Consider the following 27000-nt stretch of genomic DNA (forward strand, 5'->3'; position numbering starts at 1 on the left):
CATGCTGACGGCATCGCTGATCTTCGTCGCCACGATCGTGCTGGTCGTCTGGCAGCCGAAGGGCCTCGGGGTTGGCTGGAGCGCCATGTCCGGCGCCGTGCTGGCCCTGCTGACCGGCGTGGTGGCCGTGGCGGACATCCCGACGGTCTGGGGTTTCGTCTGGAACGCCACCTTCACCTTCATCGCCTTGATCGTCATCAGCCTGTTGCTGGACGAAGCCGGCTTCTTCGAATGGGCCGCGCTGCACGTGGCGCGCTGGGGCAGGGGCAGCGGGCGCAGGCTGTTCGCGCTGCTGGTGCTGCTGGGTGCCGCGGTGTCGGCGCTGTTCGCCAACGACGGCGCGGCGCTGATCCTCACGCCCATCGTGATCGCGATGCTGCTGGCGCTGAAGTTCAGCCCGGCGGCCACGCTGGCCTTCGTGATGGCGGCCGGCTTCATCGCCGACACCGCCAGCCTTCCGCTGGTCGTGTCCAACCTGGTCAACATCGTGTCGGCGGATTACTTCGACATCGGCTTCGCCGCGTACGCGTCGGTCATGGTGCCGGTCAACCTCGTCGCCGTCGCCGCGTCGCTGGGCATGCTGATGTGGTTCTTCCGCCGCGACATCCCGGGCCGCTATGACGCTGCCGGGTTGAAGGCGCCGCGCTCGGCAATCGTCGACACCGCGACCTTCAACGCGGGCTGGGTGGTGTTGGCGCTGCTGCTGGTGGGATTCTTCGGCCTGGAGCGGATCGGCGTGCCCATCAGCGCGGTGGCGGGCGCCGGCGCGCTGGTGCTGCTGGGCGTGGCGGCGCGCGGACACCGGATATCGACCCGCAAGGTGATCCGGGAAGCGCCGTGGCAGATCGTGGTGTTCTCGCTGGGCATGTACCTAGTCGTCTACGGCCTGCGCAACGAGGGCCTGACCGACCACGTGGCGGCATTGCTGGACCTGTTCGCCGGATACGGCGTGTGGGGCGCCACGTTCGGGACGGGCCTGCTGATCGCCTTCCTGTCTTCGGTCATGAACAACCTGCCGACGGTGCTCGTCGGCGCGCTCTCCATCGACGCCAGCCACGCGGAAGGCATCGTGCGCGAGGCGATGATCCACGCCAACGTCATCGGCAGCGACCTGGGCCCGAAGTTCACCCCGATCGGCAGCCTGGCCACGCTGCTCTGGCTGCACGTGCTGGCACGCAAGAACATCCGGATCACGTGGGGCTATTACTTCAAGATCGGCGTGGTGCTGACGCTTCCCGTGTTGCTCGTCACCCTGGCGGCGTTGGCGCTGCGGTTGAGTCTTGCTTGATCGGCACGACGTAGCCGGGAGACCACGCAGGCTGGGTTGGCTTCACTAACCCGGCCTGTGGGCCTGTTTCCCCGACTGGGCGTAGCGCTTCAGATCTGCGCCAGCCCACCGTCGACGGCGACCTCGCTGGCGGTCATGAAACTGCTGTCATCCGACGCGAGGAAGGCCGCCCCCGCCGCGACTTCCGCCGGTTCGGCCATGCGCTGGAGCGGATTCATCGAGGCGAACACCTTCAAGCCCTCCTCGCCCACCGCTGCCTTCGCCAGTTCGGTCGCCGTCGGTCCGGGCGACAGCACGTTGACCCGGATGCCGGTGCCTTTCAGGTCCTCGGCCCAGCTCTTTGCGAGGTTGCGAACGGCGGCCTTGCTTGCGCTGTAGACGCTGAATGCCGCGGCGCCCGTGGTGCCGGCGCTCGACCCGGTCAGGATGATCGAGCCGCCCTGGCCCATCAGCGGCAGCGCCTTCTGGACCGTGAAGATCGTGCCCTTCACGTTGGTGTCGAAGGTGTCGTCGATCTGCTCGACGGTGATCTCGCCCAGCGCAAGCACGCCTCCCGTGCCGGCATTGGCGAAGACGATGTCGAGGGTTCCGCGCTCTGCCTTCACCTGTGCGTAAAGCCGGTCGAGGTCCGCCGGGTCCGAAATCGAGCCCCGTACCGCGCGGGCATTGGGTCCGAGTTCGGCCAGGGCCGCGTCGAGCGCTTCCTGCCGGCGGCCGAAGATGAAGACGAATGCGCCGTCCTCGATGAAGCGCTTTGCCGCCGCGATGCCGATGCCGGTGGCGCCGCCGGTAATCACGGCGGTTTTTCCATTGAGTTTGTTCGTGGTCATTTCATGGATTCTTCGTTGGGGGAGTCAGTGCTTGTGGAGCAGCGATCCACGCTGTGGGCCGATTACGATCTCGCCGTGACGGCCACGCATCGCTCACGGCTCCTTCTTGAACAGGTCCTGGAAAATCAGCGGGCCCCAGGTCTTGCCGCGCGCCTGCACCAGCGTGCCGCCCTCGTCGAGCTTCCCGAGGTTCACGGGCGCGAAGCCGAGGCGCTTGGCAATGTCCGCCACCTGCGCCGCGGCAGCTTCGTCGTCGCTCGACAGGAACACGACGCGATGGCCGCCCTCCACGTTCGGGTCGGTGGCCAGGGTGCGTGCAAGCAGGTGGTTGAAGCCCTTCACGAACCTTGCGCCTGGGAAAGCCTTGGCGGCGAAGGCCGTGGACGGAAGGCCGTCGAGCTCTTCGACGGGGGCGTTCGTGTTCATCGCGTCGATGATCGTCTTGCCCTGCCAATCCGGGAGGGCCTTGGCGACGTCCCGGTGTCCGTTGAACAGGACGGCCAGGAGGATCACGTCCGCCTTGACTGCTTCCTGCAGCGTCCGGGGGATGACCTGAGGTCCGATCGCCTGCGCCTGCGGCAACAGTGCTTCGGGTGGGCGCCGGCTGGCGACGGTGACTTCGATATTGTTGCGGGCGAAAGCGCCGGCGAGGGCCTGGCCTATGGAGCCGAAACCGATGATTGCGTAGCTCATGACGATGATCCTTTTCAGCGGGGGAGTGAGTGGTCTGGCCCGTTCGGGCCCGTTGCCCGACCAATCTGGGTCGCTTGACGCATCAATACAATTGACGAAACATCGCTGGATACGATCAGTTTTCTGGATAACCCGTGCTCGACAACGTCACCATCAACCAGCTGCGTGCGTTCGTCGCGGTGTGCGAACAAGGAAGCTTCTCGGGCGCGGCGCGGAAACTCGGGCGCGCGCAGTCGGCCATCAGCCACGCGGTCAAGGCGCTGGAAAGCGCGTTCGATGTCGAACTGTTCGAGCGCAACGCGCGCAAGGCGCAGCTCAGCGCGGCGGGGCGCAGCCTGTTGCCCGACGCGCGCGCGGTGATCTCGCGCGTCGAGGAAATGAAGAACCGCGCCGGCGCGATCGCCAGCGCCGGCGTGCCGCAGGTTTCGGTTGCGGTCGACGCCTACTTCCCGCGCGCCCGCCTGACCGATTGCTTGCGGGCGCTGCAGGCGGAGTTCCCCACCGCGGCGATCAACCTGCGGATCACGACCATGCAGGGCGGCGAGAGCCTGGTGCTCGAAAGGGTGTGTGCCCTGGCGATCACGATCGAGAACGTGCCGGAGGTGAACCCGGATGCCATTGAACGCAGCTGGCTGTGCGAGGCGGAGATGGTGACCACATGCGCGCCGTCCCACGCACTCGCTTCGGTAACGGGTCCCATCCCCACGGACGAATTCGGTCTGCATGTCCAGGTCGTCGTTACGGACAACCAGCCCGAAGCGGAGAAGACCCAGCAGGGCGTTGCCGGCAAGCGCCAGTGGCTGGTCAATGACCTCGGCGCCAAGCGCGACCTGCTCAAGGCCGGTCTTGGCTGGGGACACCTGCCGCGGCACCTCGTCGCCGATGACTTGGCGGGCGGACAGCTTGTCGAACTGGAACGTCGCGCCTGGCACATCCGCCCGCTGACGTTCGTGGTCTCGCAGCGCCGTGGATACGATCTCTCACCGTGCGAATCGCGGCTGGTCGAGATTCTTGGAAAACCTTAGCTTTCATGCAGATTGCAGCTGTCTGCATGGTTTGTCGCTCAGCCAGGTGCTGACGGTCCGGTCGAACCGATACGCACGCGCACGGGCGGTATCGGATCCTGGGATGGCGCTCAGTCCCGGCGGCGCGCGGTCGCGACCGGCAGCTCCGCCAGGCGGCGCATCTCCGGCGTCGCGAACAGCGCGGGGTCGGCCAGATAATGCTGGAACATCGCGGTGGCATCTTCGCCCCAGAACAGCTCACCGTCGGTCACCAGCGTCGGCACGCCGAAGACCCCGGCCTGGACCGCCGCGTCGAAGTTGTCGCGCAGGGCCTGCTTGACCCCGGGCCGCTGCAACGCGACGGGATCATCGATGCCCAGCCCCGAGGCCACCTCCGCGAGCTCGTCGAATGACTCGGCCGGGCGACCCTGCCGCCAGACATGATCGAAGATCGCATCGACCGCGTCCGCGCCGGAACCCGCGGCGATGCACAGGCGCAGCGACGCCAGCGGGTTGAACGGATGGGCCGGCGGGAACGCCATCGGGATCCCGGCGCGATCGGCGCGCCACAGCGCATGGCGATAGGTGAACAGCCGCTTCGCCGGGATTTCCGCCGGCCCCTTGTGGGAATGGTGCGACAGCAGGCCGGCGAACAGCACGGGGCGACAGGTCACGGCAACGCCCTCCATCCGCTTGACCGCCTGCCACTGCAGGTAGGCGAAGGGCGAAATGAAGTCGAAGTACCAGTCGACGCTTTTGTTGTCGCTGATCCCGGTCATTTCCTGGGAGTTTCCCCGGTCACTGCAATATGCGGTCCCGGACAGACTACCGGACTCGACGCTCCCGAAGCTGTTGCTCCGCCTTTGAGCCAACGTTGTCGCAGTCGCCTCGAACCGGCATCGGCGTCATGCCAGCCGGTGATCCGCGCCGACAGCGCGCGCTTCGGCTTCGGGCAAGTCCGCATCGTGCGCGAACTGCGGCCAGCGTCCGACTGCATCGCGCACCCGTACCAGCGCGTCGCGCGCGCCGACCACGCCGAAGCGCCTGGCCACCGCCATCAGGTCGTCGCGCGCGATGTCGTCGAACTTGCCGTTGACGCCCATCAGGTGCTGGTACGTCCACTCGCCGTTCGGGTTGTAGGCGTGGGTGACGTCGTAGGCGGGGGCGAGTTCCCAGCGGCTGCCTTCGCGCAGCAGGAAGGCGTGGTTCTTGGTGTGGTCGTCGCAGTTGCGGGCCATGACGTTGAAGGCCATGCGGCGGAAGATTTCCGTATGCGCGTCTTCGCCGAGACCGAGTTGCTGCGCGACGAGGAACAGCTGTTCGTAGGCGTGGGTGGCGCGCTGGTTGTAGTCCAGGTGCTGCATCGCGCACAGCGACTGCACGTGGTGCTTGCGGTTGCCGTCGCGGTCGAAACGGCGGGTCATGAAGTGGGCGCGGCCGTTCTCTTCAAGCAGGCGGCAGGGCTCCATCGCGATGCCGGCGGCGCGCGCCATCAGGTGGTAGGCGTATTCGATGCGGCTGTAGTCGGCGCCGGTGCCCAGTTCCATGTCCTTGCCGACGCCGTCGAACTTGAGCAGCCAGTGCTCGAAGCCGGACGCGGCTTCGAACTGGCCGCTGCGAAGTTCGCCGGTGTCCGGGTTCCAGGCCACCACGGCCTTGGCGCGCGCACCGCCGGCCGAGGTGCCGACGCGGATGATGTTGGCCAGCGCGGCCTGCGCGTGCGCGTCGTCGGACAGGTCGCCCTGGATGACGCTGCGCGCAGCCTCGACCAGCGACTTCATCTGCAGCGGCTCGGCGCTTTCGCGGTGCGAGCCGCGCGCGGGACGGAACTCCAGCGCGCCCATGCCGCGCTTGCCCATGTAGGCCAGGCGGTCGAGTGCGGTGACGGCGCTGGCGGCCACGCCGTGGCGCGCCATCCACGCGTCGATCAGGGCGTTGCCGAAGGCGTCGGGGAGGGCGTCGGCGAGCAGGCCCGGCAGGTCGTGGAAGCTGTGGCGCGGCAGGTCGGGGAACAGGAACACCGCTTCCGCCGCGTCGGTGGGCATGGTCAGCGGGGCGAGTTCGATGCCCTGCCGGCGCCAGGCCGGGTCGTATTCGAAGGCGTGGCAGCCGGCTTTCGGGTCGGGCGCCACGGCGCCGATGCGCTGGTCCCAGATGCGGATTTCGATGACGGAGGTATCCACGGCAGGTTCCCGGCTACTTCGTCGCCGCGGTCTTGCGGCGCGGGCGGCCGACGCGGCGGCGCTCGCGCTCCGGGCGCTGGCGCAGCAGCGCCATCGGGCTGACCGAGGCGACCGGCGACAGCGTGTCCAGCCAGTCGAGGCGGTCGAGCGCGCGCAGTACCTGCAGCAGGGTCGACAGGCTGGAACCGCGCCCGGCCTCCAGGTTGCGCAGCGCCTTTTCGGACACGCCGGCCTTGTCGGCCAGGGTCAGCTGGTCGAGGTCGCGGGCCAGGCGCAGGCGGCGGAGCTGCTCGCCAAGGCGGGCCTGCAGGTCGTCGATGTCCGGGGGGCTGCTATTCATTCGGCACACCTGTCTGCCCGGCGGGCGGGAAAGGATGAATCCGGTCGAATAGTACCAATTGAATTGACTGATATCTTCTCATCATGGCCGGTAGATATCTTCCGTTTCATCAATATTCAAGATGAACAGGTAGAAACCAACCGGTTAACAGACTTCATAAGCCCGCATCCACGTGGGCGCAGAAGCCGGCCACGAACCCGCGCAGGCGCCGCTCGATGCCGGCATCCACGATGCCGCCGTCGGCGTCGAATACGTCCCCGGCCCGCGCCACCATCAGCCGGCCCTCGAACCACGGGGCCGTGCCCAGCGTGCGCAGGACCGGCAGCCAGGCGTTCTGGGCGAGCTGTGTGCCGAAGCCGCCGGGCGAGGCGCCGATCACCGCCACCGGCTTGCCGCCGAACACCCGGGCGATGTCCGCGGCCGGGCGCGACATCCAGTCGATCGCGTTCTTGAACACGCCCGGGATGCCGTTGTTGTATTCGGGCGTGACCAGCAGCAGGCCGTCGGCCGTGGCGACGGCGTCCTTCAGCGCGGCCACCGCCGGCGGGATGCCCTCGGCCGCTTCCAGGTCGCCGTCGTAGAGCGGTACGCCGTGCAGCGTGCGTGCATCGATGCGGCTGCCGTCGGGCGCCAGCCCCGCGGCCGCACGCAGTAGCGCGGCATTGAACGAACCGCGCCGCAGGCTTCCGCACAGTCCGACGATGTTGGCCATGGAACGCACTCCCCGCTTGCCAGTGGCCGCGCGTCGTGCGCGACCTGTCGTGATCCTCGCACCGTCGCACACGCCGTGCGAGTGGCCGTGACAGCGTGGGCCGAGGTCAGTGGCGGCCGCGCCGCCGCCACGGCGCCATGCTCGCCAGCACCCCGTCGCGCCGCACCAGTCCGTGGAACAGCGCCGCGGCCAGGTGCAGCAGGAAGGTGGCGAACAGCAGCAGCGCCAGCCAGTGGTGCGCGCCGCGCAGCGTGGCGAACAGCGCCGCGTCGCGCGGCATGATCGGCGGCAGCTGCAGGCCGTCCAGCAGCGTGACCGGATAGCCCGCCGCCGACAGCATCGCCCAGCCGCTGAGCGGCATCAGCAGCATCAGCGCGTACAGCAGCCAGTGCGACAGGGCGGCCGCGCGCCGCTGCAGCGGGGGGAGGTCGGCGGGCAGCGGCGGCGGCCGGTGGCGCAGGCGCACGGCGATGCGCAGCAGCACCAGCACCAGGATCGCGGCGCCCAGCGGCTTGTGGATCGCCAGCAGCAGCGCGTACGCGGATTCGGTGGTGGAGAGCATGCCGATGCCGATGAACAGCATCGCGACCACCAGCGGCGCCATCAGCCAGTGCAGCAGGCGGGCCTTGGCGTGGAACGGGGCGGTGGGCGTGCTCATCGCTGCGACTCCTGTGCGGTGGGGGCGGGCGCGCCGGGTGCGCCGGGATGCGGGCCTTCGCCGGAACGGCGCCGCAGCGAGGCGGCGTAGACCGCCGAGCGCGCGGCGAGCAACGGGTCGTCGGAGGCGGCGATGCCCGGCGGCAGCAGCAGCGGGTCGAAAGTGACGTCGCGGCAGGGGCCGGTGGGTTCGGGCAGTGCCCGTTCGATCACCAGCGTGCCGACGTCGACCTGCTTGCGCGTGGCCGGCCACTGCACGGTGGCGTTGTCGGTGCGGTCGCCGGGTTCGGCCACGGTCACCAGCAGGTGCCAGCGCTGCGGTTCGTGGCGGACGCGCGCGAACAGGTCGTTGAACAGGAAGTCGCGGTCGCGCGCGTTCATCGCGTCGAAGCGGCTGCGGTCGAGCGGCGCGAACGCCGCTTCCGGCACCAGCGACCAGCGCACCGCGCGCGCGGTGCCGTCGGCCGCGATGAAGCGGAACGCATTGATCGAGTGGTAGCTGCCGTTGGCGAAGCTGGACGGGATCGGGCGCGTCGCCATCAGCGCGTTGAAGGCGCGCGTTTCCGGGTGCGCGGCCATGAACGCGGCGACCTTGGCCGGGTCGGGCTTGCCGGTGGCGGGGTCGGGCGTGGTCACGCGCTGCAGGGCCACGAAATCGCGCACGTTGCCCACCGGAAACAGCGGCACGCTGTTCATCGCCGTGCGCCAGGTGCTGCCGTCGCGCGCGCTGAGGTCCAGGGCAAGGCTGCGCGGCGCGGGCACGCCGTCGGGCGCATGCGGCGTGCCCACGGCCAGCGCGAAGCGGCCGAACACCGGCGTGCGCCCGGGTGCGAACACCGCCGCCTTCGACAGTGTCGCGCCGCGGCCGTTGCTGTCGAAATGGCCGACCACGCACACGCCCTTCTCGTGCGCGCGGCGGAAGCCGGGGTGGTCGCCGTTGTGGCGTTCCAGCACGTCGGCGACATCGGCGCCCGACAGGCGCGACGGTGACAGCCAGCCGGCGGTCCAGGCGAAGGCCAGCGCGAGGCCGCCGACGGTCAGCGCGATCGCGCCGTAGCGGATGATCAACCGACGCCGTCGATGCCACAGGCGGCGCCGCGATTGCGGGGAAGGGAAGGACGGCGACATCTTGGCTCCTGCGTGGCGTTCGATGGCCGTGGGACGCGCCGGCCACCGGTTTATTCCCCCGGTGTCCACGGCGTTGCGCGCCGTTCACGCGCAGGGAATAAACGCCGCCGCCGTGCGTCGTACCCTGCGACCAATCCAGAAGCGCCCCCGCGCCGGGACCGATGACCACGTGAACAACACGATCGACGACGACGAACTGCGCGCGCTGCTGCCCTCGCTGCGGCGCTTCGCGCTGTGGCTGTCGCGCGATGCCGCCGAGGCCGACGACCTGGTGCAGGCCAGCCTGGAGCGCGCGCTGTCGCGCTGGTCCACGCGCCGTGGCGACGGCAGCCTGAAGGCCTGGCTGTTCGCGATCCTGCACCGGCAGTTCCTCGACCAGCGCCGCCGCGCCGGGCGCTGGCGCAACGTGCTGGCGATGCTCGGCGGAGACCCCGGTGCGGTGCCGTCGGCAGAAGAGACCTTCGTGGCGCGCTCGTCGCTGGAGGCCTTCGGCGCGCTGGCCGTCGACCATCGCGCCGTACTGCTGCTCGTCGTGGTGGAAGGGCTGCCTTACCAGGACGCCGCGCAGGCGCTGGGCGTGCCGGTGGGCACGGTGATGTCGCGCCTGTCGCGCGCGCGCGCCGCGTATCGCAAGCTCACCGGCGACGAACCCGGCGGCGCCCGGCTGCGGAGGATCGGATGAACGACACCATGCCCGACGACGACACCCTGCAGGCCTACGTCGACGGCCAGCTGGACGAGGCGCAGCGCCGCGATGTCGAAGCCTGCCTGGCCACGCAGCCGGCGCTGGCCGCGCGCGTGGCGCAGTGGCAGCGCGACGCGGCCGGCCTGCGCGCGGCGCTGGCCGGCGGCCTGTCGCTGCCGCCACAGGCACGACTGGACCCGGTGTCGATCCGGCGCACGCGGCGTACGCGCGCACGGCGCCGACTCGCGCTGTGCGCGTCGCTGGTGCTGGCGCTGGGGCTGGGCGGCGTCGGTGGCTGGCAGATGAAAACCGCACGCGTCGCCGCCGCGGCGCCGCCGATGGGCGATGCGGTCGCGGCCTATCGCATCTTCGCCACCGACCGCACGCGCCCGGTCGAAATGGACGCCAGCCACGGGCCGGAACTGCAGGCATGGCTGTCCGCGCGCCTTGGCCGGCCGATGTCGCTGCCGGACCTGCAGTCCTACGGCTTCACCCTGCTCGGCGGACGCATGCTCGCCACGCCCGACGGCGCCGCGGCGATGCTGATGTACCAGGACCGCGACGGCAGCCGGATCAGTTTCTACGTGCGGCCCAGCAGCCGCTTCGCCGATGCGCGCGGCAGCCGCAGCGACGATGGCCTCGCGCTGCGCTACTGGTACCGCAACGGCTACGGCTTCGCGGTGGTGGGGCGCGCCGACGACCCGCGCACGCGGGCGGTGCAGGAGGCGATTCCGCCTGCGGTGTGAGGCCGGCGCCTGCGTTGCCGGGTGCTAAGGTCGCCGCTGGCCTGCCTGCAGGGGTTCGATGAGCACCTACGCGCTCCAGTCCGTGTTCGCGCCGGCGTCGGTGGCGGTGGTCGGCGCCAGTCCGCGCGCGCGTTCGCTGGGCCGGCTGGTGCTGCAGCAGCTGCGCGAGGGCGGCTTTGCCGGACCGGTGGGGCTGGTCAATCCGCATTACCGCGAGATCGACGGCATCGCGGCCGCGCGCCGCTTCGACGCGCTGGGGTTCGCGCCGGAACTGGTGGTGATCGCCGCGCCACCGGAAGACGTGGCGGCGGTGGCCACCGCCGCGGCCGACAGCGGCGCGCGCGCGGCGATCGTGCTGACCCGCGGCATGGGCGCCGGGCCCGATTCGCACAACGCCGCGCTGGCCGCCGTGGCGCGCGCGCGCGGGTTGCGCATCGTCGGCCCCAACTGCCTGGGCGTGGTTGCGCCGCATGCCCGCCTGTTCGCCAGCTTCGCCGCGCACCGGCCGCTGGCCGGCGACCTGGCGCTGGTGTCGCAGTCCGGCGCGGTGGCCGCGGGCGTGCTGGAGTGGGCGCGCCCGCGCGGCATCGGTTTCTCCGCGGTGGTGGCGCTGGGCGACGCGCTCGACGTCGATTTCGCCGACCTGCTCGACTACTTTGCGGTCGACCGCCACACCCGCGCGATCCTGCTGTACCTGGAGCACGTGCGCGATGCGCGCAAGTTCCTCTCGGCCGCGCGTGCGGCGGCGCGCGGCAAGCCGGTGGTGGTGGTCAAGCCCGGCCGCCACGTGCGCGCGCCGGCCGATGCGCAGACCCACATCGCCCGCCTGGCCACGCCCGATGCCGCCTACGACGCGGCCTTCCGCCGCGCAGGCCTGCTGCGCGTGCATGCGCTGGACGAACTGTTCGCCGCGGCCGAAACGCTGTCGCACCTGGGCAACGCCTCCGGCAAGCGGCTGGCGGTGCTGACCAACGGCGCCGGCACCGGGCTGCTGGCGCTCGACCGGCTGGTCGATCTGGGCGGGGTGCCGGCGGGGCTGTCGGCGCAGGCGGTGGAAACGCTCGACGCCGCGTTCCCGCGCGGGTGGTCGCGGACGAACCCGGTCGACATGCTCGGCGACGCCGACGGGGGGCGCTATTTCGCCGGCCTGCAGGCGCTGCTGGCCGACCGCGACGGCGACGCGGTGCTGGCGATGCACGTGCCCACGGTGCTGTCGCCGCCGCGCGAGACCGCCGAAGCGGTCGCGCGTGCGCTGGAAGCGCGGCGCGGCGGCGCGCGCAAGCCGGTGCTGGCGGTGTGGGTGGGCGGCGACGAACAGGCCACGGCCGCGCTCAATGCCGCGGGCGTGCCGACCTACGCCTCGGAGGCCGAAGCGGTGCGCGGCTTCATGTACCTGGTGCGCCATCGCGAGGCGCAGCAGGCGCTGATGGAAACGCCGCCGAGCCTGCCCGAGGACTTCGCCGTCGACAGCGCCGCCGCGCAGGCGGTGGTGGCCGACGCCCTCGCCAGCGGGCGGGAATGGCTGGACCCCGACGCCGTGGCGCGCTTGCTCGCGGCCTATGGCATCGCCTTCGTCCGTGCGCTGCCGGCGGCCGATGCGGACGAGGCGGCGCGCGTCGCCGCGCCGCTGCTTGCCGACGGCGGCAGCGTTGCGGTGAAGCTGCTGTCGCCCGACATCGTGCACAAGTCCGATGTCGGCGGCGTGCGCCTGGACGTGGGCAGCGCGGAGGCCGTGCGCGCCGCTGCGCAGGACATCCTGCATCGCGCCCGCGCCCGCCATCCCGATGCGCGCATCGACGGTGTGCTGGTGCAGCCGATGGTGCGGCGGCCGAAGGCGCGCGAGGTGATCGCCGGCATCGCCGACGACGCCGTCTTCGGCCCGGTGATCGTGTTCGGCAGCGGCGGCACCGCGGTCGAGGTGATCGACGACAAGGCGCTGGCCTTGCCGCCGCTCGACCTGCGCCTGGCGCACGAACTGGTCGGCCGCACCCGCGTGGCGCGCATCCTCAAGGCCTACCGCGACGTGCCCGCGGCCGACGAAGGCGCGCTGGCGCTGGTGCTGGTCAAGCTGGCGCAGCTGGCGGCGGACATCCCCGCCGTGCGCGAGCTGGACATCAACCCGCTGCTGGTCGACGCCGACGGCGTGGCCGCGCTGGATGCGCGGGTGGCGGTGGCGCCGTCGCGGCGGCTGCACCGCGGCCGCGGCCATCCGCGCTTTGCGATCCTGCCGTATCCGAAGGAATGGGAGCGCAGCATCGTCCTCGCCGATGGACGCGAGGCGTTCGTGCGCCCGGTGCGGCCGGAGGACGACGCGATGTTCCGCGCCTTCTTCGCCCGCGTGAGCGCGGAGGACCTGCGCCTGCGCTTCTTCCGCGCGGTGCGCGACTTCAGCCACGACTTCATCGCGCGGCTGGTGCAGCTCGACTACGCGCGCTCGATGGCGCTGGTGGCGATCGACGCGGCCAGCGGCGAGATGCTCGGCGCGGTGCGCTTGCTGGCCGACGCCAACTACGACCGCGGCGAGTACGGGATCATGGTCCGCTCCGATCTCAAGGGCGCGGGCCTGGGCTGGCAGCTGATGCAGGCGATGATCGAGGTCGCGCGCTGGCTGGGGCTCAATGTCATCGAAGGCCAGGTGCTGCGCGAGAACAGCACGATGCTGTCGATGTGCCGGCAGCTGGGGTTCGAGGTGGTGCCGGATCCGGAGGATGCGACGGTGATGCTGGTGACGTTGCCGGTGGGGCGGAAAGTTTCGTAGGAGCGGCGGAGCAAATCCCCCATACCCCCTTTTTCAAAGGGGGCAAAGGCGAGGAGCCTTTCCGGCTTCCGGCTTCCGGCTTCCGGCTTCCGGCTTCCGGCTTCCGGCTTCCGGCTTCCGGCTTCCGGCTTCCGCGGGATAATCGGCACATGCGCAAGATCCTCCACGTCGACATGGACGCGTTCTACGCGTCGGTCGAGCAGCGTGACGATCCGTCCCTGCGTGGGCGGCCCGTGGTGGTGGCCTGGCGCGGGGCGCGTTCGGTGGTGTGCGCGGCCAGCTACGAGGCGCGGGTGTTCGGCGTGCGTTCGGCGATGCCCGCGGTGCGCGCCGAGCGGCTGTGCCCGGACGCGGTGTTCGTGGCGCCGGATTTCGCGCGCTACAAGGCGGTGTCGAAACAGGTGCGCGAGATCTTCCTGCGCCACACGGACCTGGTCGAACCGCTGTCGCTGGACGAGGCGTATCTCGACGTCACCGATCCCAAGATTCCCTCGCCCAGCGCGACCGCCACCGCGCAGGCGATCCGCGCGCAGATCCGCGAGGAGACCTCGCTCACCGCCTCGGCCGGGGTGGCGCCGAACAAGTTCCTGGCCAAGGTCGCCTCGGACTGGAACAAGCCCGACGGCCTGTTCGTGGTCAAGCCGTCGCAGGTGGAGGCCTTCCTCACGCCGCTGCCGGTGGCGAAGATCCCCGGCGTGGGCAAGGTGATGCAGAAGAAACTCGCCGACCTGGGCATCGCCACCGTCGGCGACCTGCGCATGCATCCGGTCGAGGAGCTGCAGTCGCGCTTCGGCAGCTTCGGCGCGCGCCTGCACCTGCGCGCCCGCGGCATCGACGAACGCCCGGTGCAGCCGGACCAGCCGGTGCAGTCGATCTCGGCCGAGGACACCTTCGAGCGCGACCTGCTGCTGTACGAATTCGAGGCCGACATCCGCCGCCTGGCCGAAAAGACCTGGCTGGCCACGCGCAGGACCGAGCGTGTCGGTCGCACCGTCGTGCTGAAACTCAAGACCGCGCAGTTCCGCATCCTGACCCGCAGCTTCACCCCGGAAACGCCGCCTGCCTCGCTGGAAGAGTTGACCGCGATCGCACTGTCGCTGCGCGACCGCGTCGGCCTGCCAGCGTCGACGCGCTACCGCCTGGTGGGCGTCGGCGTATCGGGATTCCGCGAGCGCGAGGACGGCGACGGCCAGGGCAGCCTGTTCGAAGACGGCCTGCCGCCCGCGAACGAAGAAATGTAGCCCTGCGGGCGCGGCTTCAGCCGCGGGCTCTTCGCCGACGCGCCGGATCCGTGGCGACGTCGGCGGGTGGCATCCCTGCCGTTCCTCGCAGGCATCGGCGCGGCGATGTCCCGGGAGAAGAGCCCGCGGCCGAAGCCGCGCCCGCAAGCGCAGGCGCGGCGCCGTGGGTCAGCGCACCGGCGCCCAGCGCAGCGCCAGCCCGTATTCGCGGCCGGGCTGGTTGTACCAGGCCACGGTTTCGTAATCGCGGTCGAAGGCGTTGTCCACGCGCGCCTCCAGCGTCCAGTCCGGATGCAGCGTCCACGACGCGCGCAGGTCGAACGTCGCGTAGCCGCCCAGGCGCACCGTGTTGGCCGCGTTGTCGAAGCGGTGGCTGGCACCCTTGAGGCTGGCGCCGAAGGCGAACGCGCCGATTGCCCGGTCGACGTCGACGCGCCCGGTGTTGCGCGCGCGGCGTGCCAGCAGGTTGCCGCGGTTGGCGTTGTCGCTGCCGTCGGGGTTGCGGCGGGTGCGGTTGCGCGGGTCGGTGTGGCTGAGCTGCATGGACAGGTCCCACCCGGCCAGCGTGGTGTCGAACGTCAGCTCGACGCCGCGGATCCGCGCCTGGTCGATGTTGTTGGGCAGGAAGATCGACGAGTCGTAGGAAATCAGGTCGTCGATGCGGGTCTCGTACGCATTGAGCGTCCAGCTGTAGCGCTGCGCGTATTGCGCGATGCCGACGTTGTATCCCTTCGATTCCTCGGGGCGCAGGTCGGGCTTGCCGAAGAACGGGTAGTACAGGTCGTTGAAGGTCGGCGCCTTGAAGCCGGTGGCGTAGTTCGCGGTGAGGCGGTAGTCGTCGCCGAAGGCCAGCCCGTAGCCGATGCCACCGGTGGTGTGGCTGCCGAACTGCTCGTTGTCGTCGTTGCGCACGCTGGCCTGCAGCCGGTGCGCGCCGAACTTGCCCTGGTATTCGAGGAACACGCCGGTGTTGTCGCGCTCGGTGACGTCGAACGCGGTATTGCTTTCCACTGCATCGTGCTGCCAGTCGGCGCCGGCGCTGAGCAGGTTGCGTGCATCGACGGCGAAATCGGCCTGCAGCGAGGCGGTCTCGCGGCTGGTGTAGAAGTGGCCGGTGTCGACCCGGCTGCCGGCGTGGTCGTCGAGGAAATTCTCGGAGCGGTCGTCGTTGCGGCCGAGCTGCGCGGTGATGTCGATGCGCTCGGTCGGCGTCCAGGCCAGCTTCGCACCGAGGACCTGTTGCACGTTCTCGGCGAGGTTCTGGAAGCTGCCGTCGAACTCGTTGCGAGACTCGGCCCGCAGCGCGTTGCCCTGCAGCTCCAGCGTCTCGCCCAACCGCACGCCGCCGCGCAGGTTGACCGAGCTGTTGCGGTAGCCGTCGCGATCGGGCTCGTCGACGAAGCAACCGGCGCCGAACGGCGCGCCCGGCGCGGAAGCCGTGCCGCGGCAGGCGTTGATACCGTCGGTGCGCTGGTATGCAACGTCCGCGCCGAACCAGCCGCGCTCGCCGCCTCCGCCAATGCCGGCGCTCGCTTCGCGCAGGCCGTGGCTGCCGATCCCGGCGCGCATGCGCGGGGAAAACGCGCCGTCGTCGCGGCGGGTGAAGATCTGGATCACGCCGCCGATCGCTTCCGAGCCGTACAGGCTCGAACGCGGGCCGCGCACGACCTCGATGCGGTCGATCTGGTCGACCGGCAGGTCCTGGAACGCCGTCAGCCCGGCGCTGACCGAGCCCACGCGCACGCCGTCGATGAGCACCAGCACCTGGTCGGCCTCGGCGCCGCGCATGAACACGTTGCTCAGCTTGCCCGGCCCGCCCTGGTTGCCGATGTCGATGCCGGCGCGGCCGCGCAGCAGGTCGGTCAGGCTGCGCGCCTGGCTGCGCACGATCTCGTCGTGGTCGATGACCTGGGCCGGGAACAGGCTGTCGGCCAGTGCCACTTCGGTGCGCGTGGCGGTGACCACGACTTCGTCCAGGTCGGTGGCGGCGGCGCCTTCGGCGAGGGCGAGCGGGGGAGCGGACAGGATGCCGGCGACTGCCAGCGCGAGGATACGGGACTGCATCGGGACGCTTCTCCTTCGCGCGCACCCACGCACGCGAAACAAGGTGGAAGCCCGCGCGACATGCGCGGGCCCTTCGCGGGCGCCACGCGGGGAAAGCGTGCATGCGCACGACCGCCTGCGAAGCACTCGCATCCGTTTGCAGTGTGGTGGGCGGTGGCTGCGGAGTCGGCGTGGGGCACGCGCCGGCATCGCCGCCGCGATGCCCTCCGCATCACAATCGGACAGGGTCGATGGACCCTTGCTCCGTGGCCGGTCTCCGGACTTGCGAGTGGGAGTCGAGGACTCCGGCCGCGGCGCCTTCCCGTGGACCCCGTTGCGGGCCTGGACAGTGGCGGATGCGTTGGCGCGAACTCGCTTACCGTTGCGGGGGCAGTGCCGGAATGGTCGTGGCGCGTGCGTGCGCCGCGGACTTCACCGGCTTCCCGTTTCAACCCGTTGGCGGATGCCGCCGGGTCACCGCGAAGCGGGGAGGATTGTACGCGATGTACCGTTGTGGGAGCGACTTCAGCCGCGAGTTCTTGTGTTCTGGCTCCTCCCCCTGCGAAGGCAGGGGGAGGCTGGGAGGGGGTGCTCACGGTTCGCGCTGATCCCAAAGACACCCCCCCCAACCCGTCCGGCCCGCCAGCACAGCTGGCGTGCGTTCGTTCGGCGCGCGAGCCAATGGCTCGCAAACGCGCCTCCTCCCCCCCTGCCTTCGCAGGGGGGGAGCAAGAGCTCGCTGCTGAAGCCGCTCCTACAAAAGCAGCGACGTGTGGGTCAGTCGTCGCTCTCGTCGAACAGCTTCGGCGACGGCATGTCGTCGTCGGGCTGCATCACGGTCGTGGTCACCGGTCCGGCAGGGGGGCGGTTGCGCGGCGGCGGCAGGCCGGCAATCGCCGCTTCGGCCTGTTCGACCAGTTCGACGCGGCGTTCGTCGGGCACTTCCTGCCAGTGGCAGTCCTGCAGCGCGCCTTCGAGCGCGTACAGCAGGTTGAGGCTGGGCTTGAAGCCGGCGCGCTTGACGCGCATGAAGGCTTCCAGCGGGCCGGCTTCGGCCAGGTCCTCGGGCGTGCGCAGGCCGACCTGGCGCAGCCATGCGGCGCTTTTCGGGCCGATGTTGCGCATCTTCAGCGGCGGCGTGCTCACGGGCCTGCCCCTGTCGCCGGCGCGGCGGCGCGGCCGTTCGCCCTGTATCCAACCGGATGGTCTTGCCGCGTGGGTGTGGCGGTGTCCCGCCCGATCATGCGCAGCTTCATCTGTCGCTTACCCCAGTGATTGCACGTAGATACGTGCGATTTCCTCGATTCCCCCTTGGTCTACAACGTCGAAACGGCCCGGATCCGGACTATCGAGGTCGAATACGCCGACCAGCGCATCGTTCCGGTACAGCGGCACCACCAGTTCGGAGCGCGACGCCGAGTCGCAGGCGATATGGCCGTCGAACGCATTGACGTCGGCCACGCGCTGGGTGTCGCCGCTGCTGGCGGCCGCGCCGCACACGCCCTTGTCGAGCGGGATGCGGATGCAGGCCGGCAGGCCCTGGAACGGTCCGACGACCAGTTCGGTGCCGTCGAAGAAGTAGAAACCGACCCAGTTGAGCCGCGGCAGGGCGTGGTAGACCAGCGCGGACAGGTTGGCGGCGTTGGCGATGCGGTCGCGCTCGCCGGCGACCAGCGCGCGGGCCTGCTCGGCAAGCTGCGCATACTGTTCGGGCTTGCTGCCGCTTAGACTGTGCGTCGTGAACATGCCTTGCAGTCTAGCAGTGGCGGCCATCGTCCCGGACTCGCGTGGGGGAAGCGTGCCGTGAGCGAACCGGGCGACGCGCGCGTGCCGAGGATGGCCGACGGCTTCATGCACCGTGGCCGCCAGGTCACGCGGCTTGAGGCCTTCGTCGATGCGGCGTTCGCGTTCGCGGTGACGCTGCTGGTGATTTCCATCGACGCGATCCCCGACAGCCGCGCCGCGCTGGTGGTCGCGCTCAAGGCGGTGCCGTCGTTCGCGGCGTGCTTCGCGATGATCGCGATGTTCTGGGCCGCGCACGCGCGCTGGAGCCGGCGCTACGGTTTCGACGACGGCACCAGCACCACGCTCAGCCTGCTGCTGGTGTTCGTGGTGCTGGTGTACGTGTATCCGCTGCGGCTGCAGTTCGGCGTGTTCTTCGCCTGGATCACCGACGGCTGGCTGCCGTCGCCGATGCAGATCGAGAGTGTGGCCGACGTCGGTTTCATGTTCCTGGTGTACGGGCTGGCGTTCGCGATGATGTCGCTGTGCATGCTGGGGCTCTACGCGCATGCCTGGCGCCGGCGCGAAGCGATCGGGCTGGATCGCGAAGAGCGTGCGCGCACGATCGGCGAACTGGCGATCTACGTCTACTTCGTGGTCATCGCCACGCTGTCCGTCGTGCTGGCGCTGTGGACGCCGCGGCACGCGCCGCAGCTGATCGGCGTGTCCGGCGTGCTCTACGCGCTGCTCGGCCTGACCGGCGTGGTCGAGGCGGGGGCGCATCGCCGCGCGCTTGCGCGGCAGGCAGGCGCGTGAGCGCGGCGGGCGTGTTCGTCACCGGCACCGACACCGGAGCCGGCAAGACCACCGCAAGCGCGGCGCTGTTGCATGCGCTGCGCGCGCGCGGCCTGCGCGCGGTCGGCATGAAACCGCTGGCCAGCGGCTGCGAACGTACCGGCGAGGGCTGGCGCAATGACGACGCGCTGGCGCTGCAGGCCGCAAGCGATCCGCGCCCGGCCTACGACGACGTCAATCCGTTCGCGCTGCCGCTGCCGGTCGCGCCGGAGTTCGCCGCGCGAGACGCGGGGATCGAGGTCGCGCTGCCGCCGATCCTCGCCGCGCACGCGCGACTGGCCGCGCAGGCCGACTTCGTCCTGGTCGAAGGCGTCGGCGGCTGGCTGGCGCCGCTGACCGCCACGCTCGACCAGATCGACCTGGTGCGCGCACTGGACCTGCCCGTGGTGCTGGTCGTCGGCCTGCGCCTGGGCTGCCTCAACCATGCCCGGCTCAGCGCGCGGGCGATCGAAGCCGACGGCGCGCGACTGGCCGGCTGGATCGCCAGCGAGGTCGACCCGGACATGGACCGCCGTGACCAGAACTTCGACGCCCTGCGCCTGCGCCTGCCGGCGCCGTGCCTGGGCCGCCTGCCGTGGGAGCCGGACGCCGTCGCCCTGGCGCCGCGCTTGTGCACAGACAGGCTGATGCCAGGCTGAAAATCCTGACTTCCGGCACGTAAGGCACCCGGGTGGCGATGCTACACTGGCGGGTATAGGAATTGCCCTGAAGGTTCCCCCACCTGCCGGCGCCTCTTCTCTCCGGAGCCCCACCCATGACGATGCAAACACGTACGCTGGCGCTCGCCGGCGCGATCCTCCTGCTGTCCGCCTGTGGAAATGGTGAAGAAGCCGGTCCCGGCGGCGCCGCGGGCCAGATGCCGCCGCCGCAGGTGGGCGTGGTGGTGGCCAAGAAGACGACGGTGCCGCTGACCCAGGAAATGGTCGGCCGGCTGGCGCCGTACCGCAGCGCCGACGTGCGCGCCCGCGTGCCCGGCGTGCTGCAAAAGCGCGTGTACGACGAAGGCAGCGATGTCAGCAAGGGCGACGTGCTGTTCGTGATCGACCCGGCGCCGCTGCGCGCCGCGCTCGGCCAGGCCCAGGCCTCGCTGGCGCAGGCCCAGGCCAACTATGCCAACGCCAAGGCCAACGCCGACCGCGCCCGCCAGCTGCTGCCGCAGAAGTTCATCTCCAAGTCCGACTACGACAACGCGCTGGCCAGCGAGCGCAGTTCGCTGGCCGCCATCCAGGCCGGGAAGGCCGCGGTGGACGCCGCCCAGATCAACCTCGGCTACGCCACCGTGCGCGCGCCGATCGACGGCCGCGCCGGCAAGCAGCAGGTGACCGAGGGCGCGCTGGTCGGGCAGGGCACCGCGACCCTGCTGACCACCGTCGACCAGATCGACCCGCTGTACGTGAACTTCTCGATGAGCGTGTCCGAGCTGAGCCGCGCGCGCGGCCTGCAGTCGAACGGCGAGGCGCCGCAGGTGCGCGTGCAGCTGCCCGACGGCACGGTCTACGACCACCCCGGCGTGCTCGATTTCTCCGGCGACATCGTCGACCCGGATACCGGCTCGGTGACGCTGCGCGCGCAGCTGCCCAACCCGGACAAGCAGCTGCTGCCGGGCACCTTCGTGTCCTTCGACATCACCCTGGGGCAGGTCCCGAACGCGTTCCTGGTGCCGCAGGCGGCCGTGCAGCGCGACCACCAGGGCGCCTACGTGCTGGTGGTGGGCGAGGACGGCAACGTCGCGCGGAAGGACATCGCCGCCGAGACGGCCAAGGGCGCCGACTGGATCGTGACCCGCGGTCTGGCCGGCGGCGAGCGCATCATCGTGTCCGGCCTGCAGAAGGCCCAGCCGGGGCAGCCGGCGAAGGCCGAGCCGTACCAGGCGCCCGGCGCCGGCGGCGCACCAGCAGGGGCACCGCCCGCAGCAGGCGCACCGGGCGACAAACCCGCAGGCAAGCCGGCCGAACAGCCGCAGGCCGGCGACGCGGCGCAGAAGGACTGACCGCCCATGTCACGCTTCTTCATCCACCACCCGGTCTTCGCCTGGGTCATCGCGATCCTGATCACGCTCGGCGGCGTGCTCGCGATCAGCGGCCTGGGCGTCGAGTCGTACCCGAACATCGCCCCGCCGCAGGTCACCGTCTCCGCCGCCTATCCCGGCGCGAGCGCGGCGACCACCGAGGGCGCGGTGACCCAGGTCATCGAGCAGCAGCTGACCGGCATCGACAACCTCGACTACTTCAGCTCCTCGTCCAGCTCCAGCGGCCGGGCCTCGATCACGCTGACCTTCAAGCCCGGCACCGACCCCGACATCGCCCAGGTGCAGGTGCAGAACAAGGTCGCGCTTGCGACCCCGCGGCTGCCGTCGGAAGTGGTCCAGCAGGGCGTGGTGGTGGCCAAGGCCAACCCCGGCTTCCTGATGATCGCGGCGTTGCGCTCGAGCAACCCGGAGTACGACAAGGACGCGCTGTCGGACCTGATCGCCGCGCGCGTGCTCGACCAGATCTCGCGCACGCCCGGCGTCGGCAGCACCCAGCTGTTCGGCGGCGAGTACGCGATGAACATCTGGCTCAACCCCGACAAGCTGCGCGGCTACGGCCTGTCGGCCAGCCAGGTGCTGGCGGCGGTGCGCGGGCAGAACGTGCAGTTCGCCGCAGGCTCGGTCGGCGCCGAGCCTTCGCCCGAGGGCCAGGCGTTCACCGCCACGGTCTCGGCCGAGGGTCGCTTCAGCACGGCCGAGCAGTTCGGCAACATCATCCTGCGCGCGGAAAGCGACGGCACCACGGTGCGCCTGAAGGACGTGGCCCGGGTGGAGAAGGGCGCATCGGCCTACGGCTTCGACCTGCAGTGGAGCGGCACGCCCGCGTCCGGCTTCGCGATCCAGCTGGCGCCCGGCGCCAACGCGCTGGGCGTGGCCGAGACGGTCAGCGAGCGGATGGACGAACTGCAGGCGACCTTCCCGGAAGGCGTGACCTGGTTCTCGCCGTACGACAGCTCGACGTTCGTGGACGCGTCGATCGACGCGGTCGTCAAGACCCTGTTCGAGGCGATCGTGCTGGTGTTCCTGGTGATGCTGATCTTCCTGCAGAACTTCCGCGCCACGCTGATCCCGACGCTGGTGATCCCGGTCGCGCTGATGGGCACGTTCATCGGCCTGTGGGTGCTCGGTTTCACCATCAACCAGCTCAGCCTGTTCGGCATGGTGCTGGCGATCGGCATCGTCGTCGACGACGCGATCATCGTGATCGAGAACGTCGAACGCATCATGACCGAGGAAGGCCTGTCGCCGAAGGACGCCACGATCAAGGCGATGGGGCAGATCAGCGGCGCGGTGGTGGCGGTGACGGTGGTGCTGGCGGCGGTGTTCGTGCCCAGCGCGTTCCAGGCCGGCAGCGCGGGCGAGATCTACAAGCAGTTCGCGGTCACGATCGCGATGGCGATGGGCTTCTCGGCGTTCCTGGCGCTGGGCTTCACCCCGGCGCTGTGCGCGTCGATCCTCAAGCCCACCGGACACCACGAGAGCCGCAACCCGGTCTTCCGCGGGTTCAACAAGATCTACGACCGGGTCGCGCGCACCTACGTCGGCCATATCGGCGGCGCGGTGCGGCATGCGCCGCGCTGGATGCTGGTGTTCGCTGCGCTGACCTTGCTGTGCGGCTTCCTGTTCACGCGCATGCCCGGCAGCTTCCTGCCCGAGGAAGACCAGGGCTATGCGATGGCGATCGTGCAGCTGCCGCCGGGCGCCACGCTCAACCGCACCAAGCGCGTGTTCGAACAGATGCGCGGCGGCATCGAGAAGCTCGACGGTTACGAGGGCATGATGCAGGTGGCCGGCTTCAGCTTCGTCGGCCAGGGCGAGAACGTCGGCATGGCGTTCATCAAGCTCAAGCCCTGGGACGAACGCGACATCACCGCGCAGGAATTCATCCAGCAGGCCAACGGGGTGGCGTTCGGCATCCGTGACGCGCAGATCTTCGTGATGAACCTGCCGACGGTGAACGGCCTGGGCCAGTTCGGCGGCTTCGACATGTACCTGCAGGATCGCAGCGGCCAGGGCCGCGACGCGCTCGCGCAGGCGATGGGCGCGCTGCTGGGCAAGGCGTCGCAGGATTCGACCCTGACCGGGGTGCGGCCGAACACGCTGGCCGATGCGCCGCAGCTCAAGCTCGACGTCGACCGCACCCAGGCCCAGGCCATGGGCCTGTCGGTGACCGACATCTACAACGCCATCAGCCTGATGCTGGCACCGGTGTACGTGAACGACTTCACCGACGGCGGCCGCGTCAAGCGCGTGAACATGCAGGCCGACCGCGACTACCGCACCGGGCCCGAGTCGCTGTCGCGCTTCTACACGCCGGCGCCGAACCAGTCCGCTTCGGCGGAAGGTGCGTCCGGCGAAGGCGCGTCGATGATCCCGATCTCGAACGTCGTCGACAGCCAGTGGACCACGGCATCGCCGTCGCTCAGCCGCTACAACGGCTATGCCGCGGTGGAGATCGTCGGTTCGCAGGCGCCGGGGTACAGCTCGGGCGAAGCGATGGCCGTAATGCAGCAGATCGTCGAGAACGACCTGCCGCAGGGCTTCGGCTACGACTGGACCGGGCAGTCCTACCAGGAAATCCTGTCGGGCAACCAGGCCACGATGCTGATGGTGCTGTCGATCCTGGTGGTGTTCCTGTGCCTGGCGGCGCTGTACGAGAGCTGGTCGGTGCCGGTCGCGGTGTTGCTGGTGGTGCCGCTTGGCGTGCTGGGCGCGGTCACGCTGTCGCTGTTGCGCGGCCTGCCCAACGACATCTACTTCAAGATCGGCCTGATCACGGTGATTGGTCTTGCAGCGAAGAACGCGATCCTGATCATCGAGTTCGCGATCGAGCAGCGCCAGCTCGGCAAGCCGCTGCGCGATGCGGTCATCGAGGCTGCGCGCCTGCGCTTCCGCCCGATCCTGATGACCTCGTTCGCCTTCATCATGGGCGTGGTGCCGATGGCCGTGTCTTCCGGCGCAGGCGCCAACGCGCGCCATGCGATCGGCACCGGCGTGATCGGCGGCATGCTGTTCGCCACCTTCCTCGGGCTGCTGCTGATCCCGGTGTTCTACGTGGTGGTGCGCAGGCTGCTGGGCGACAAGCTCGACGAGGCGCCGGAACCCAGGCAGGCGATCGCGAACGAGTAGCGCGCATTGCTTGATGCACGGAAAGGCCGCGGAGACGCGGCCTTTCTTTTGGCTCCCGTTCCAGTTGCGGGAGCAACATGGCGTTCGTGGGCGCCGGGTGCGAATACCCTTGGTGCGAATGTCCCCCGACGCCGGCCTTTGGCCGGCGTCTCCTCCTTGATTTCGCACCAAGGGCATTCGCACCCGGCGTTTCACCTTCCTCGCTGCTTCAAAGGCGCGAAACGAAGCGCCTGACTCTCGGCAGGCTTTTGACCCGTACCGTGACGTGGCCGGCAGGTCGCGTCGGGCGCGTAGGCCCGACCTGCGCGGATCGCCCGTCCCGGTTGAATCCAAACGGCCGTAGGTCGGGGTTACATCCCCGACGGCTTTTGATCTACACGGTAGATCCGAACAGCGCGCCGATGCCCACGTTCACCGCGTAGCCGCCAACCAGCAGGAACACGAACAACGCGCTGGCCAGCAGCAGCGGTTTGAAACCCGCCTGGCGGATCGCGCCGACATGGGTGCGAAGGCCAAGCGCAGCCATCGCCATGGCCAGCAGCACGGTGTCGATCTGCACCAGGGCGTCGACGGCAGCCGCCGGCAGCAGCTGCAGCGAGTTGAAGCCGGCGACGGCGACGAACAGCACCGCGAACCACGGCACCACGATGCCGGTCTTCCCGCTGCCCGCGCCCGCATCGCGCGACAGGCGCGAGGACAGCAGCAGGAGGAATGGCGCCAGCAGCATCACCCGCAACATCTTCTCGATCACCGCCGCTGAACCGGCGACATCGCCGACAGCGCCGCCGGCGACGACCACCTGCGCGACTTCATGGATCGTCGAGCCGGCGTAGACGCCAAACGCGTGCTCGCCCAGCCCCAGGTGGGGGTACAGCCACGGGTACAGGAACATCCCCGCCGTGCCGAAGACGACAACCGTCGCCACCGCCACCGACACCTTGTGCGCCTGCGCGCGGACCACCGGCTCGGTCGCCATCACCGCCGCCGCGCCGCAGATCGCGCTGCCGGCGCCGATCAGCATCGCCGTCTCGCGATCGAGCTTGAACACCCGCGTGCCCAGCAGCACCGCCAGCCCGAACACCGAGCCGACCATGGTGGCCGCGATCAGCACGCCTTCCACGCCGACGCCAGCGATGTCCTGGAAGGTGACGCGGAAGCCGTAGAGCACGATCCCGGCGCGCAGCAGCATGCCCTTGGCGAAATCCACGCCCGCACCGCTGCGGGCGGCGACCTTCGGGAACACGCTGTTGCCCAGCACGATGCCGAACACGATCGCCAGCGTCAGCGCGCCCATGCCCAGCGCCTGCAGCGCGGGCAGGCGTTCGGCCAGCATCGCCGCCGCCGCGACGGCCGCCGCCAGCGCCAGCCCCGGCCACCGCGCCGACCAGCGCTGGAGGCGGGCGTGGAGTGGAGACGGATCTGCGACGGCGTGCATGTTGGTGTTCGGGCAGTGGAGGTGCGCAGAGGCTAGGCCCGGACCTGGAATGAATCAAATGCATATAATTCAGTAATCCATGAATCAAAGTTATCCATGAATCTCCACCTGCTACGCATGTTCATGGCCGTGGTCGAGCACCAGGGCTTCTCGCGCGCGGCCGAGGCGCTGCACGTCACCCAGCCGGCGGTGTCCAAGGCGGTGCGCGAACTCGAATACCAGCTCGGCCTGCCGCTGCTTGAGCGCGGCGGCGTGCGCGGGCGCGGCGTGGTGCTGACCGACCACGGGCAGTCGCTGCACCAGCACGCGCGCGCGATCTTCGCCCTTGAGCGCACGGCCATGGACGACATCCGCGAGCGCGTCGAACTGCGCCGCGGCGCGCTGCGCGTGGGTGCCAGCACCACGGTCGCCGGCTACTGGCTGCCGCCGCACGTGGCCACGTTCGTGCAGCGCTTTCCCGGCGTCGGGTTCGAACTGCAGGTCGGCAACACTGCGGGCATCGGCCACGCCATCGCCGAGGGGCGCATCGACGTGGCCTTTGTCGAAGGCGTGGTGGACGACCCGGGCATCGTCGCCACGCCCTGGCGCGACGAGCCGCTGCAGGTGGCGGTGGCCGCCGACGCGAAGCTCGGTGCCAGGCGGCGCGCATCGGTGGCCGAACTGTCGCGACAGACGTGGCTGCTGCGCGAGGCCGGATCCGGGACGCGGCAGGTCGCGCAGCGCATGCTGCGCAGGCGCGGCATCAGGCCGGCGCGCCTGATCGAACTGGGCAGCAACGAGGCGATCGCGCACGCGGTCGCCGCCGGCGCGGGCGTGGCGCTGCTGCCCGCCGTGGTGCTGCAAGACCTGGTGGCCATGGGCCGAGTGCGCGTCGTTGGCCTCACCGGCGATCCCGACATCCTGCGTCCCCTCTGTCGCCTGGAACTGGCCAACCGTCCCCGCGGCCCCGCGCTGCAGGCCTTCGTCGAAATGGTCGAAGGCAAGCGCGATCCGCTCTCGTAGGAGCGGCGGAAGCCCTGAGCTCTTGCTCCCTCCCCACAAAAAAAACCCGGCAACTTGCGTTGCCGGGTTCGACGCGGGAGAGAGACCGCGTGGCCGGTGACCCGGCCGGTGGAGCTGATTACTTGCGCGAAGCCTTGGTCGCGCCCTTGACGGCTTCCTCGGCCTTGGCCTGGACCTTGGCGGTGGTCGACTCGACCTGGGCCTTGGCGATCTGGGCGATGGCTTCGTTGGTCTTCAGGGTGCGGCCAAACACTTCCTGGCCGGTGCTGACGGCGCGCTCGACGTTCTCGCGCGCAACCTGCGCGCCCTTCGGCCACGCGGCCTTCAGGCCGTCGAAGTCACGGGCCTGCGCGACCTCGCCCCAGAAGGCGAAGGCGGCGTTGGCGTTCTCTTCGAACGTGGCCAGCTGCAGGCCGAACACCTTCTCGGCGTTCTCGAGGGCCAGGCTGTTGACCTGGGTGGCGGCGTCGGCGAACTGGCGCGAGGCGTTGGCGAACTGCTCGTTGAAATCCTGGTACAT

The 27000-nt window shown here is 70.0% G+C and carries 24 protein-coding genes and 1 riboswitch; of the genes, 11 read left to right on the forward strand and 13 right to left on the reverse strand.

The features are described from left to right. The first annotated feature begins 1 nt into the window (after position 1). Entirely contained in the window at positions 2–1288 is a 1287-nt protein-coding gene (locus tag ACFONC_RS00635; protein WP_386741600.1) for an arsenic transporter, read from the forward strand. Positions 1289–1377: 89 nt separating this feature from the next. Here the strand turns inward: ACFONC_RS00635 and ACFONC_RS00640 are convergent, their stop codons facing one another. Together ACFONC_RS00640 and ACFONC_RS00645 are read right to left on the reverse strand one after the other, a co-directional pair. Further along, positions 1378–2118 (reverse strand): SDR family NAD(P)-dependent oxidoreductase, encoded by a 741-nt coding sequence (locus tag ACFONC_RS00640; protein ID WP_386741601.1) that lies wholly within the window; start codon positions 2116–2118, stop codon positions 1378–1380. A gap of 93 nt (positions 2119–2211) precedes the next feature. Next, positions 2212–2811 (reverse strand): NADPH-dependent F420 reductase, encoded by a 600-nt coding sequence (locus tag ACFONC_RS00645; RefSeq protein ID WP_386741603.1) that lies wholly within the window; start codon positions 2809–2811, stop codon positions 2212–2214. A gap of 134 nt (positions 2812–2945) precedes the next feature. Here ACFONC_RS00645 and ACFONC_RS00650 point away from each other — a divergent pair, with 134 nt between their 5' ends. Next, the gene (locus ACFONC_RS00650) at positions 2946–3836 is read left to right on the forward strand and encodes a LysR family transcriptional regulator (protein ID WP_386741604.1); all 891 of its coding nucleotides are present in this window, start codon (positions 2946–2948) and stop codon (positions 3834–3836) included. Between the two features lie 110 nt (positions 3837–3946). Here ACFONC_RS00650 and ACFONC_RS00655 read toward each other — a convergent pair whose 3' ends face one another. From ACFONC_RS00655 to ACFONC_RS00680, 6 genes are all read right to left on the reverse strand, one after another. Then, positions 3947–4594, reverse strand: coding sequence for a 2-hydroxychromene-2-carboxylate isomerase (locus ACFONC_RS00655; protein WP_386741605.1), 648 nt, complete (start codon positions 4592–4594; stop codon positions 3947–3949). 126 nt (positions 4595–4720) lie between these two features. Beyond that, positions 4721–5998: a type II toxin-antitoxin system HipA family toxin gene (locus ACFONC_RS00660; RefSeq protein WP_386741606.1), complete on the reverse strand. Its 1278-nt coding sequence runs from the start codon at positions 5996–5998 to the stop codon at positions 4721–4723. 13 nt (positions 5999–6011) lie between these two features. Next, the gene (locus ACFONC_RS00665) at positions 6012–6338 is read right to left on the reverse strand and encodes a helix-turn-helix domain-containing protein (protein WP_386741607.1); all 327 of its coding nucleotides are present in this window, start codon (positions 6336–6338) and stop codon (positions 6012–6014) included. Positions 6339–6492: 154 nt separating this feature from the next. After that, positions 6493–7050 (reverse strand): NADPH-dependent FMN reductase, encoded by a 558-nt coding sequence (locus tag ACFONC_RS00670; RefSeq protein ID WP_386741608.1) that lies wholly within the window; start codon positions 7048–7050, stop codon positions 6493–6495. Positions 7051–7156: 106 nt separating this feature from the next. Next, positions 7157–7708, reverse strand: coding sequence for a cytochrome b (locus ACFONC_RS00675; protein WP_386741609.1), 552 nt, complete (start codon positions 7706–7708; stop codon positions 7157–7159). Next, positions 7705–8835 (reverse strand): catalase family peroxidase, encoded by a 1131-nt coding sequence (locus ACFONC_RS00680; RefSeq protein WP_386741610.1) that lies wholly within the window; start codon positions 8833–8835, stop codon positions 7705–7707. Before ACFONC_RS00680 ends, ACFONC_RS00675 begins: the two co-directional genes overlap by 4 nt. 169 nt (positions 8836–9004) lie before the next feature. On the opposite strand from ACFONC_RS00680, the gene ACFONC_RS00685 reads away from it, so the two are divergent. The 4 genes from ACFONC_RS00685 to dinB all read left to right on the forward strand — a co-directional run bounded on the left by ACFONC_RS00685 (position 9005) and on the right by dinB (position 14265). Next, positions 9005–9517 (forward strand): sigma-70 family RNA polymerase sigma factor, encoded by a 513-nt coding sequence (locus ACFONC_RS00685; RefSeq protein ID WP_386741611.1) that lies wholly within the window; start codon positions 9005–9007, stop codon positions 9515–9517. Further along, positions 9514–10266 (forward strand): anti-sigma factor family protein, encoded by a 753-nt coding sequence (locus tag ACFONC_RS00690; protein WP_386741612.1) that lies wholly within the window; start codon positions 9514–9516, stop codon positions 10264–10266. Before ACFONC_RS00685 ends, ACFONC_RS00690 begins: the two co-directional genes overlap by 4 nt. A gap of 58 nt (positions 10267–10324) precedes the next feature. Further along, positions 10325–13024 (forward strand): bifunctional acetate--CoA ligase family protein/GNAT family N-acetyltransferase, encoded by a 2700-nt coding sequence (locus tag ACFONC_RS00695; RefSeq protein WP_386741613.1) that lies wholly within the window; start codon positions 10325–10327, stop codon positions 13022–13024. 149 nt (positions 13025–13173) lie between these two features. Beyond that, positions 13174–14265 (forward strand): DNA polymerase IV, encoded by a 1092-nt coding sequence (gene dinB, locus ACFONC_RS00700; protein ID WP_386741615.1) that lies wholly within the window; start codon positions 13174–13176, stop codon positions 14263–14265. Positions 14266–14433: 168 nt separating this feature from the next. Here the strand turns inward: dinB and btuB are convergent, their stop codons facing one another. The 3 genes from btuB to ACFONC_RS00715 form a co-directional block, all read right to left on the reverse strand. Further along, positions 14434–16329 carry a TonB-dependent vitamin B12 receptor gene (gene btuB / locus ACFONC_RS00705; protein ID WP_386741616.1) on the reverse strand — a complete coding sequence of 632 codons (1896 nt, stop codon included), beginning with the start codon at positions 16327–16329 and terminating at the stop codon, positions 14434–14436. Positions 16330–16559: 230 nt separating this feature from the next. Next, a riboswitch (cobalamin riboswitch) is annotated at positions 16560–16805 on the reverse strand. A gap of 280 nt (positions 16806–17085) precedes the next feature. Next, a complete protein-coding gene (locus tag ACFONC_RS00710) occupies positions 17086–17433 on the reverse strand; it encodes a TfoX/Sxy family protein (protein WP_386742185.1) in 348 nt (115 codons plus the stop codon). Between the two features lie 138 nt (positions 17434–17571). Continuing rightward, a complete protein-coding gene (locus ACFONC_RS00715) occupies positions 17572–18054 on the reverse strand; it encodes a GAF domain-containing protein (RefSeq protein ID WP_386741617.1) in 483 nt (160 codons plus the stop codon). 57 nt (positions 18055–18111) lie between these two features. On the opposite strand from ACFONC_RS00715, the gene ACFONC_RS00720 reads away from it, so the two are divergent. The 4 genes from ACFONC_RS00720 to ACFONC_RS00735 all read left to right on the forward strand — a co-directional run bounded on the left by ACFONC_RS00720 (position 18112) and on the right by ACFONC_RS00735 (position 24043). Continuing rightward, on the forward strand, positions 18112–18846 hold the full coding sequence (locus ACFONC_RS00720) for a TMEM175 family protein (protein WP_386741618.1): 735 nt from the start codon (positions 18112–18114) through the stop codon (positions 18844–18846). Continuing rightward, the gene (gene bioD / locus ACFONC_RS00725) at positions 18843–19523 is read left to right on the forward strand and encodes a dethiobiotin synthase (RefSeq protein WP_386741620.1); all 681 of its coding nucleotides are present in this window, start codon (positions 18843–18845) and stop codon (positions 19521–19523) included. Before ACFONC_RS00720 ends, bioD begins: the two co-directional genes overlap by 4 nt. Positions 19524–19639: 116 nt before the next feature. Then, on the forward strand, positions 19640–20875 hold the full coding sequence (locus ACFONC_RS00730; RefSeq protein ID WP_386741621.1) for an efflux RND transporter periplasmic adaptor subunit: 1236 nt from the start codon (positions 19640–19642) through the stop codon (positions 20873–20875). Positions 20876–20881: 6 nt separating this feature from the next. Next, positions 20882–24043, forward strand: a complete 3162-nt coding sequence (locus ACFONC_RS00735; protein WP_386741622.1) for a multidrug efflux RND transporter permease subunit — start codon at positions 20882–20884, stop codon at positions 24041–24043. 373 nt (positions 24044–24416) lie between these two features. Here the strand turns inward: ACFONC_RS00735 and ACFONC_RS00740 are convergent, their stop codons facing one another. Next, on the reverse strand, positions 24417–25478 hold the full coding sequence (locus tag ACFONC_RS00740; RefSeq protein WP_386741624.1) for a YeiH family protein: 1062 nt from the start codon (positions 25476–25478) through the stop codon (positions 24417–24419). A 96-nt stretch (positions 25479–25574) separates the two neighbouring features. On the opposite strand from ACFONC_RS00740, the gene ACFONC_RS00745 reads away from it, so the two are divergent. Next, the gene (locus tag ACFONC_RS00745; protein ID WP_386741625.1) at positions 25575–26480 is read left to right on the forward strand and encodes a LysR substrate-binding domain-containing protein; all 906 of its coding nucleotides are present in this window, start codon (positions 25575–25577) and stop codon (positions 26478–26480) included. A gap of 118 nt (positions 26481–26598) precedes the next feature. Here the strand turns inward: ACFONC_RS00745 and ACFONC_RS00750 are convergent, their stop codons facing one another. Continuing rightward, on the reverse strand, positions 26599–27000 hold the full coding sequence (locus ACFONC_RS00750; protein ID WP_386741627.1) for a phasin family protein: 402 nt from the start codon (positions 26998–27000) through the stop codon (positions 26599–26601).

It is taken from the genome of Luteimonas soli (genome assembly GCF_042648865.1).
Classification (GTDB): domain Bacteria; phylum Pseudomonadota; class Gammaproteobacteria; order Xanthomonadales; family Xanthomonadaceae; genus Luteimonas; species Luteimonas soli.

Excerpts from the sequence above, each read along its gene's own strand:
- ACFONC_RS00645 (WP_386741603.1), bottom strand. The coding sequence starts at position 2,811 with ATGAGCTACGCAATCATCGGTTTCGGCTCCATAGGCCAGGCCCTCGCC.
- ACFONC_RS00635 (WP_386741600.1), top strand. The coding sequence starts at position 2 with ATGCTGACGGCATCGCTGATCTTCGTCGCCACGATCGTGCTGGTCGTC.
- ACFONC_RS00665 (WP_386741607.1), bottom strand. The coding sequence starts at position 6,338 with ATGAATAGCAGCCCCCCGGACATCGACGACCTGCAGGCCCGCCTTGGC.
- ACFONC_RS00670 (WP_386741608.1), bottom strand. The coding sequence starts at position 7,050 with ATGGCCAACATCGTCGGACTGTGCGGAAGCCTGCGGCGCGGTTCGTTC.
- ACFONC_RS00695 (WP_386741613.1), top strand. The coding sequence starts at position 10,325 with ATGAGCACCTACGCGCTCCAGTCCGTGTTCGCGCCGGCGTCGGTGGCG.
- ACFONC_RS00675 (WP_386741609.1), bottom strand. The coding sequence starts at position 7,708 with ATGAGCACGCCCACCGCCCCGTTCCACGCCAAGGCCCGCCTGCTGCAC.
- ACFONC_RS00730 (WP_386741621.1), top strand. The coding sequence starts at position 19,640 with ATGACGATGCAAACACGTACGCTGGCGCTCGCCGGCGCGATCCTCCTG.
- ACFONC_RS00655 (WP_386741605.1), bottom strand. The coding sequence starts at position 4,594 with ATGACCGGGATCAGCGACAACAAAAGCGTCGACTGGTACTTCGACTTC.
- ACFONC_RS00640 (WP_386741601.1), bottom strand. The coding sequence starts at position 2,118 with ATGACCACGAACAAACTCAATGGAAAAACCGCCGTGATTACCGGCGGC.
- btuB (WP_386741616.1), bottom strand. The coding sequence starts at position 16,329 with ATGCAGTCCCGTATCCTCGCGCTGGCAGTCGCCGGCATCCTGTCCGCT.
- dinB (WP_386741615.1), top strand. The coding sequence starts at position 13,174 with ATGCGCAAGATCCTCCACGTCGACATGGACGCGTTCTACGCGTCGGTC.
- ACFONC_RS00750 (WP_386741627.1), bottom strand. The coding sequence starts at position 27,000 with ATGTACCAGGATTTCAACGAGCAGTTCGCCAACGCCTCGCGCCAGTTC.
- ACFONC_RS00745 (WP_386741625.1), top strand. The coding sequence starts at position 25,575 with ATGAATCTCCACCTGCTACGCATGTTCATGGCCGTGGTCGAGCACCAG.
- ACFONC_RS00680 (WP_386741610.1), bottom strand. The coding sequence starts at position 8,835 with ATGTCGCCGTCCTTCCCTTCCCCGCAATCGCGGCGCCGCCTGTGGCAT.
- ACFONC_RS00690 (WP_386741612.1), top strand. The coding sequence starts at position 9,514 with ATGAACGACACCATGCCCGACGACGACACCCTGCAGGCCTACGTCGAC.
- ACFONC_RS00735 (WP_386741622.1), top strand. The coding sequence starts at position 20,882 with ATGTCACGCTTCTTCATCCACCACCCGGTCTTCGCCTGGGTCATCGCG.
- ACFONC_RS00710 (WP_386742185.1), bottom strand. The coding sequence starts at position 17,433 with ATGCGCAACATCGGCCCGAAAAGCGCCGCATGGCTGCGCCAGGTCGGC.
- ACFONC_RS00740 (WP_386741624.1), bottom strand. The coding sequence starts at position 25,478 with ATGCACGCCGTCGCAGATCCGTCTCCACTCCACGCCCGCCTCCAGCGC.
- ACFONC_RS00715 (WP_386741617.1), bottom strand. The coding sequence starts at position 18,054 with ATGTTCACGACGCACAGTCTAAGCGGCAGCAAGCCCGAACAGTATGCG.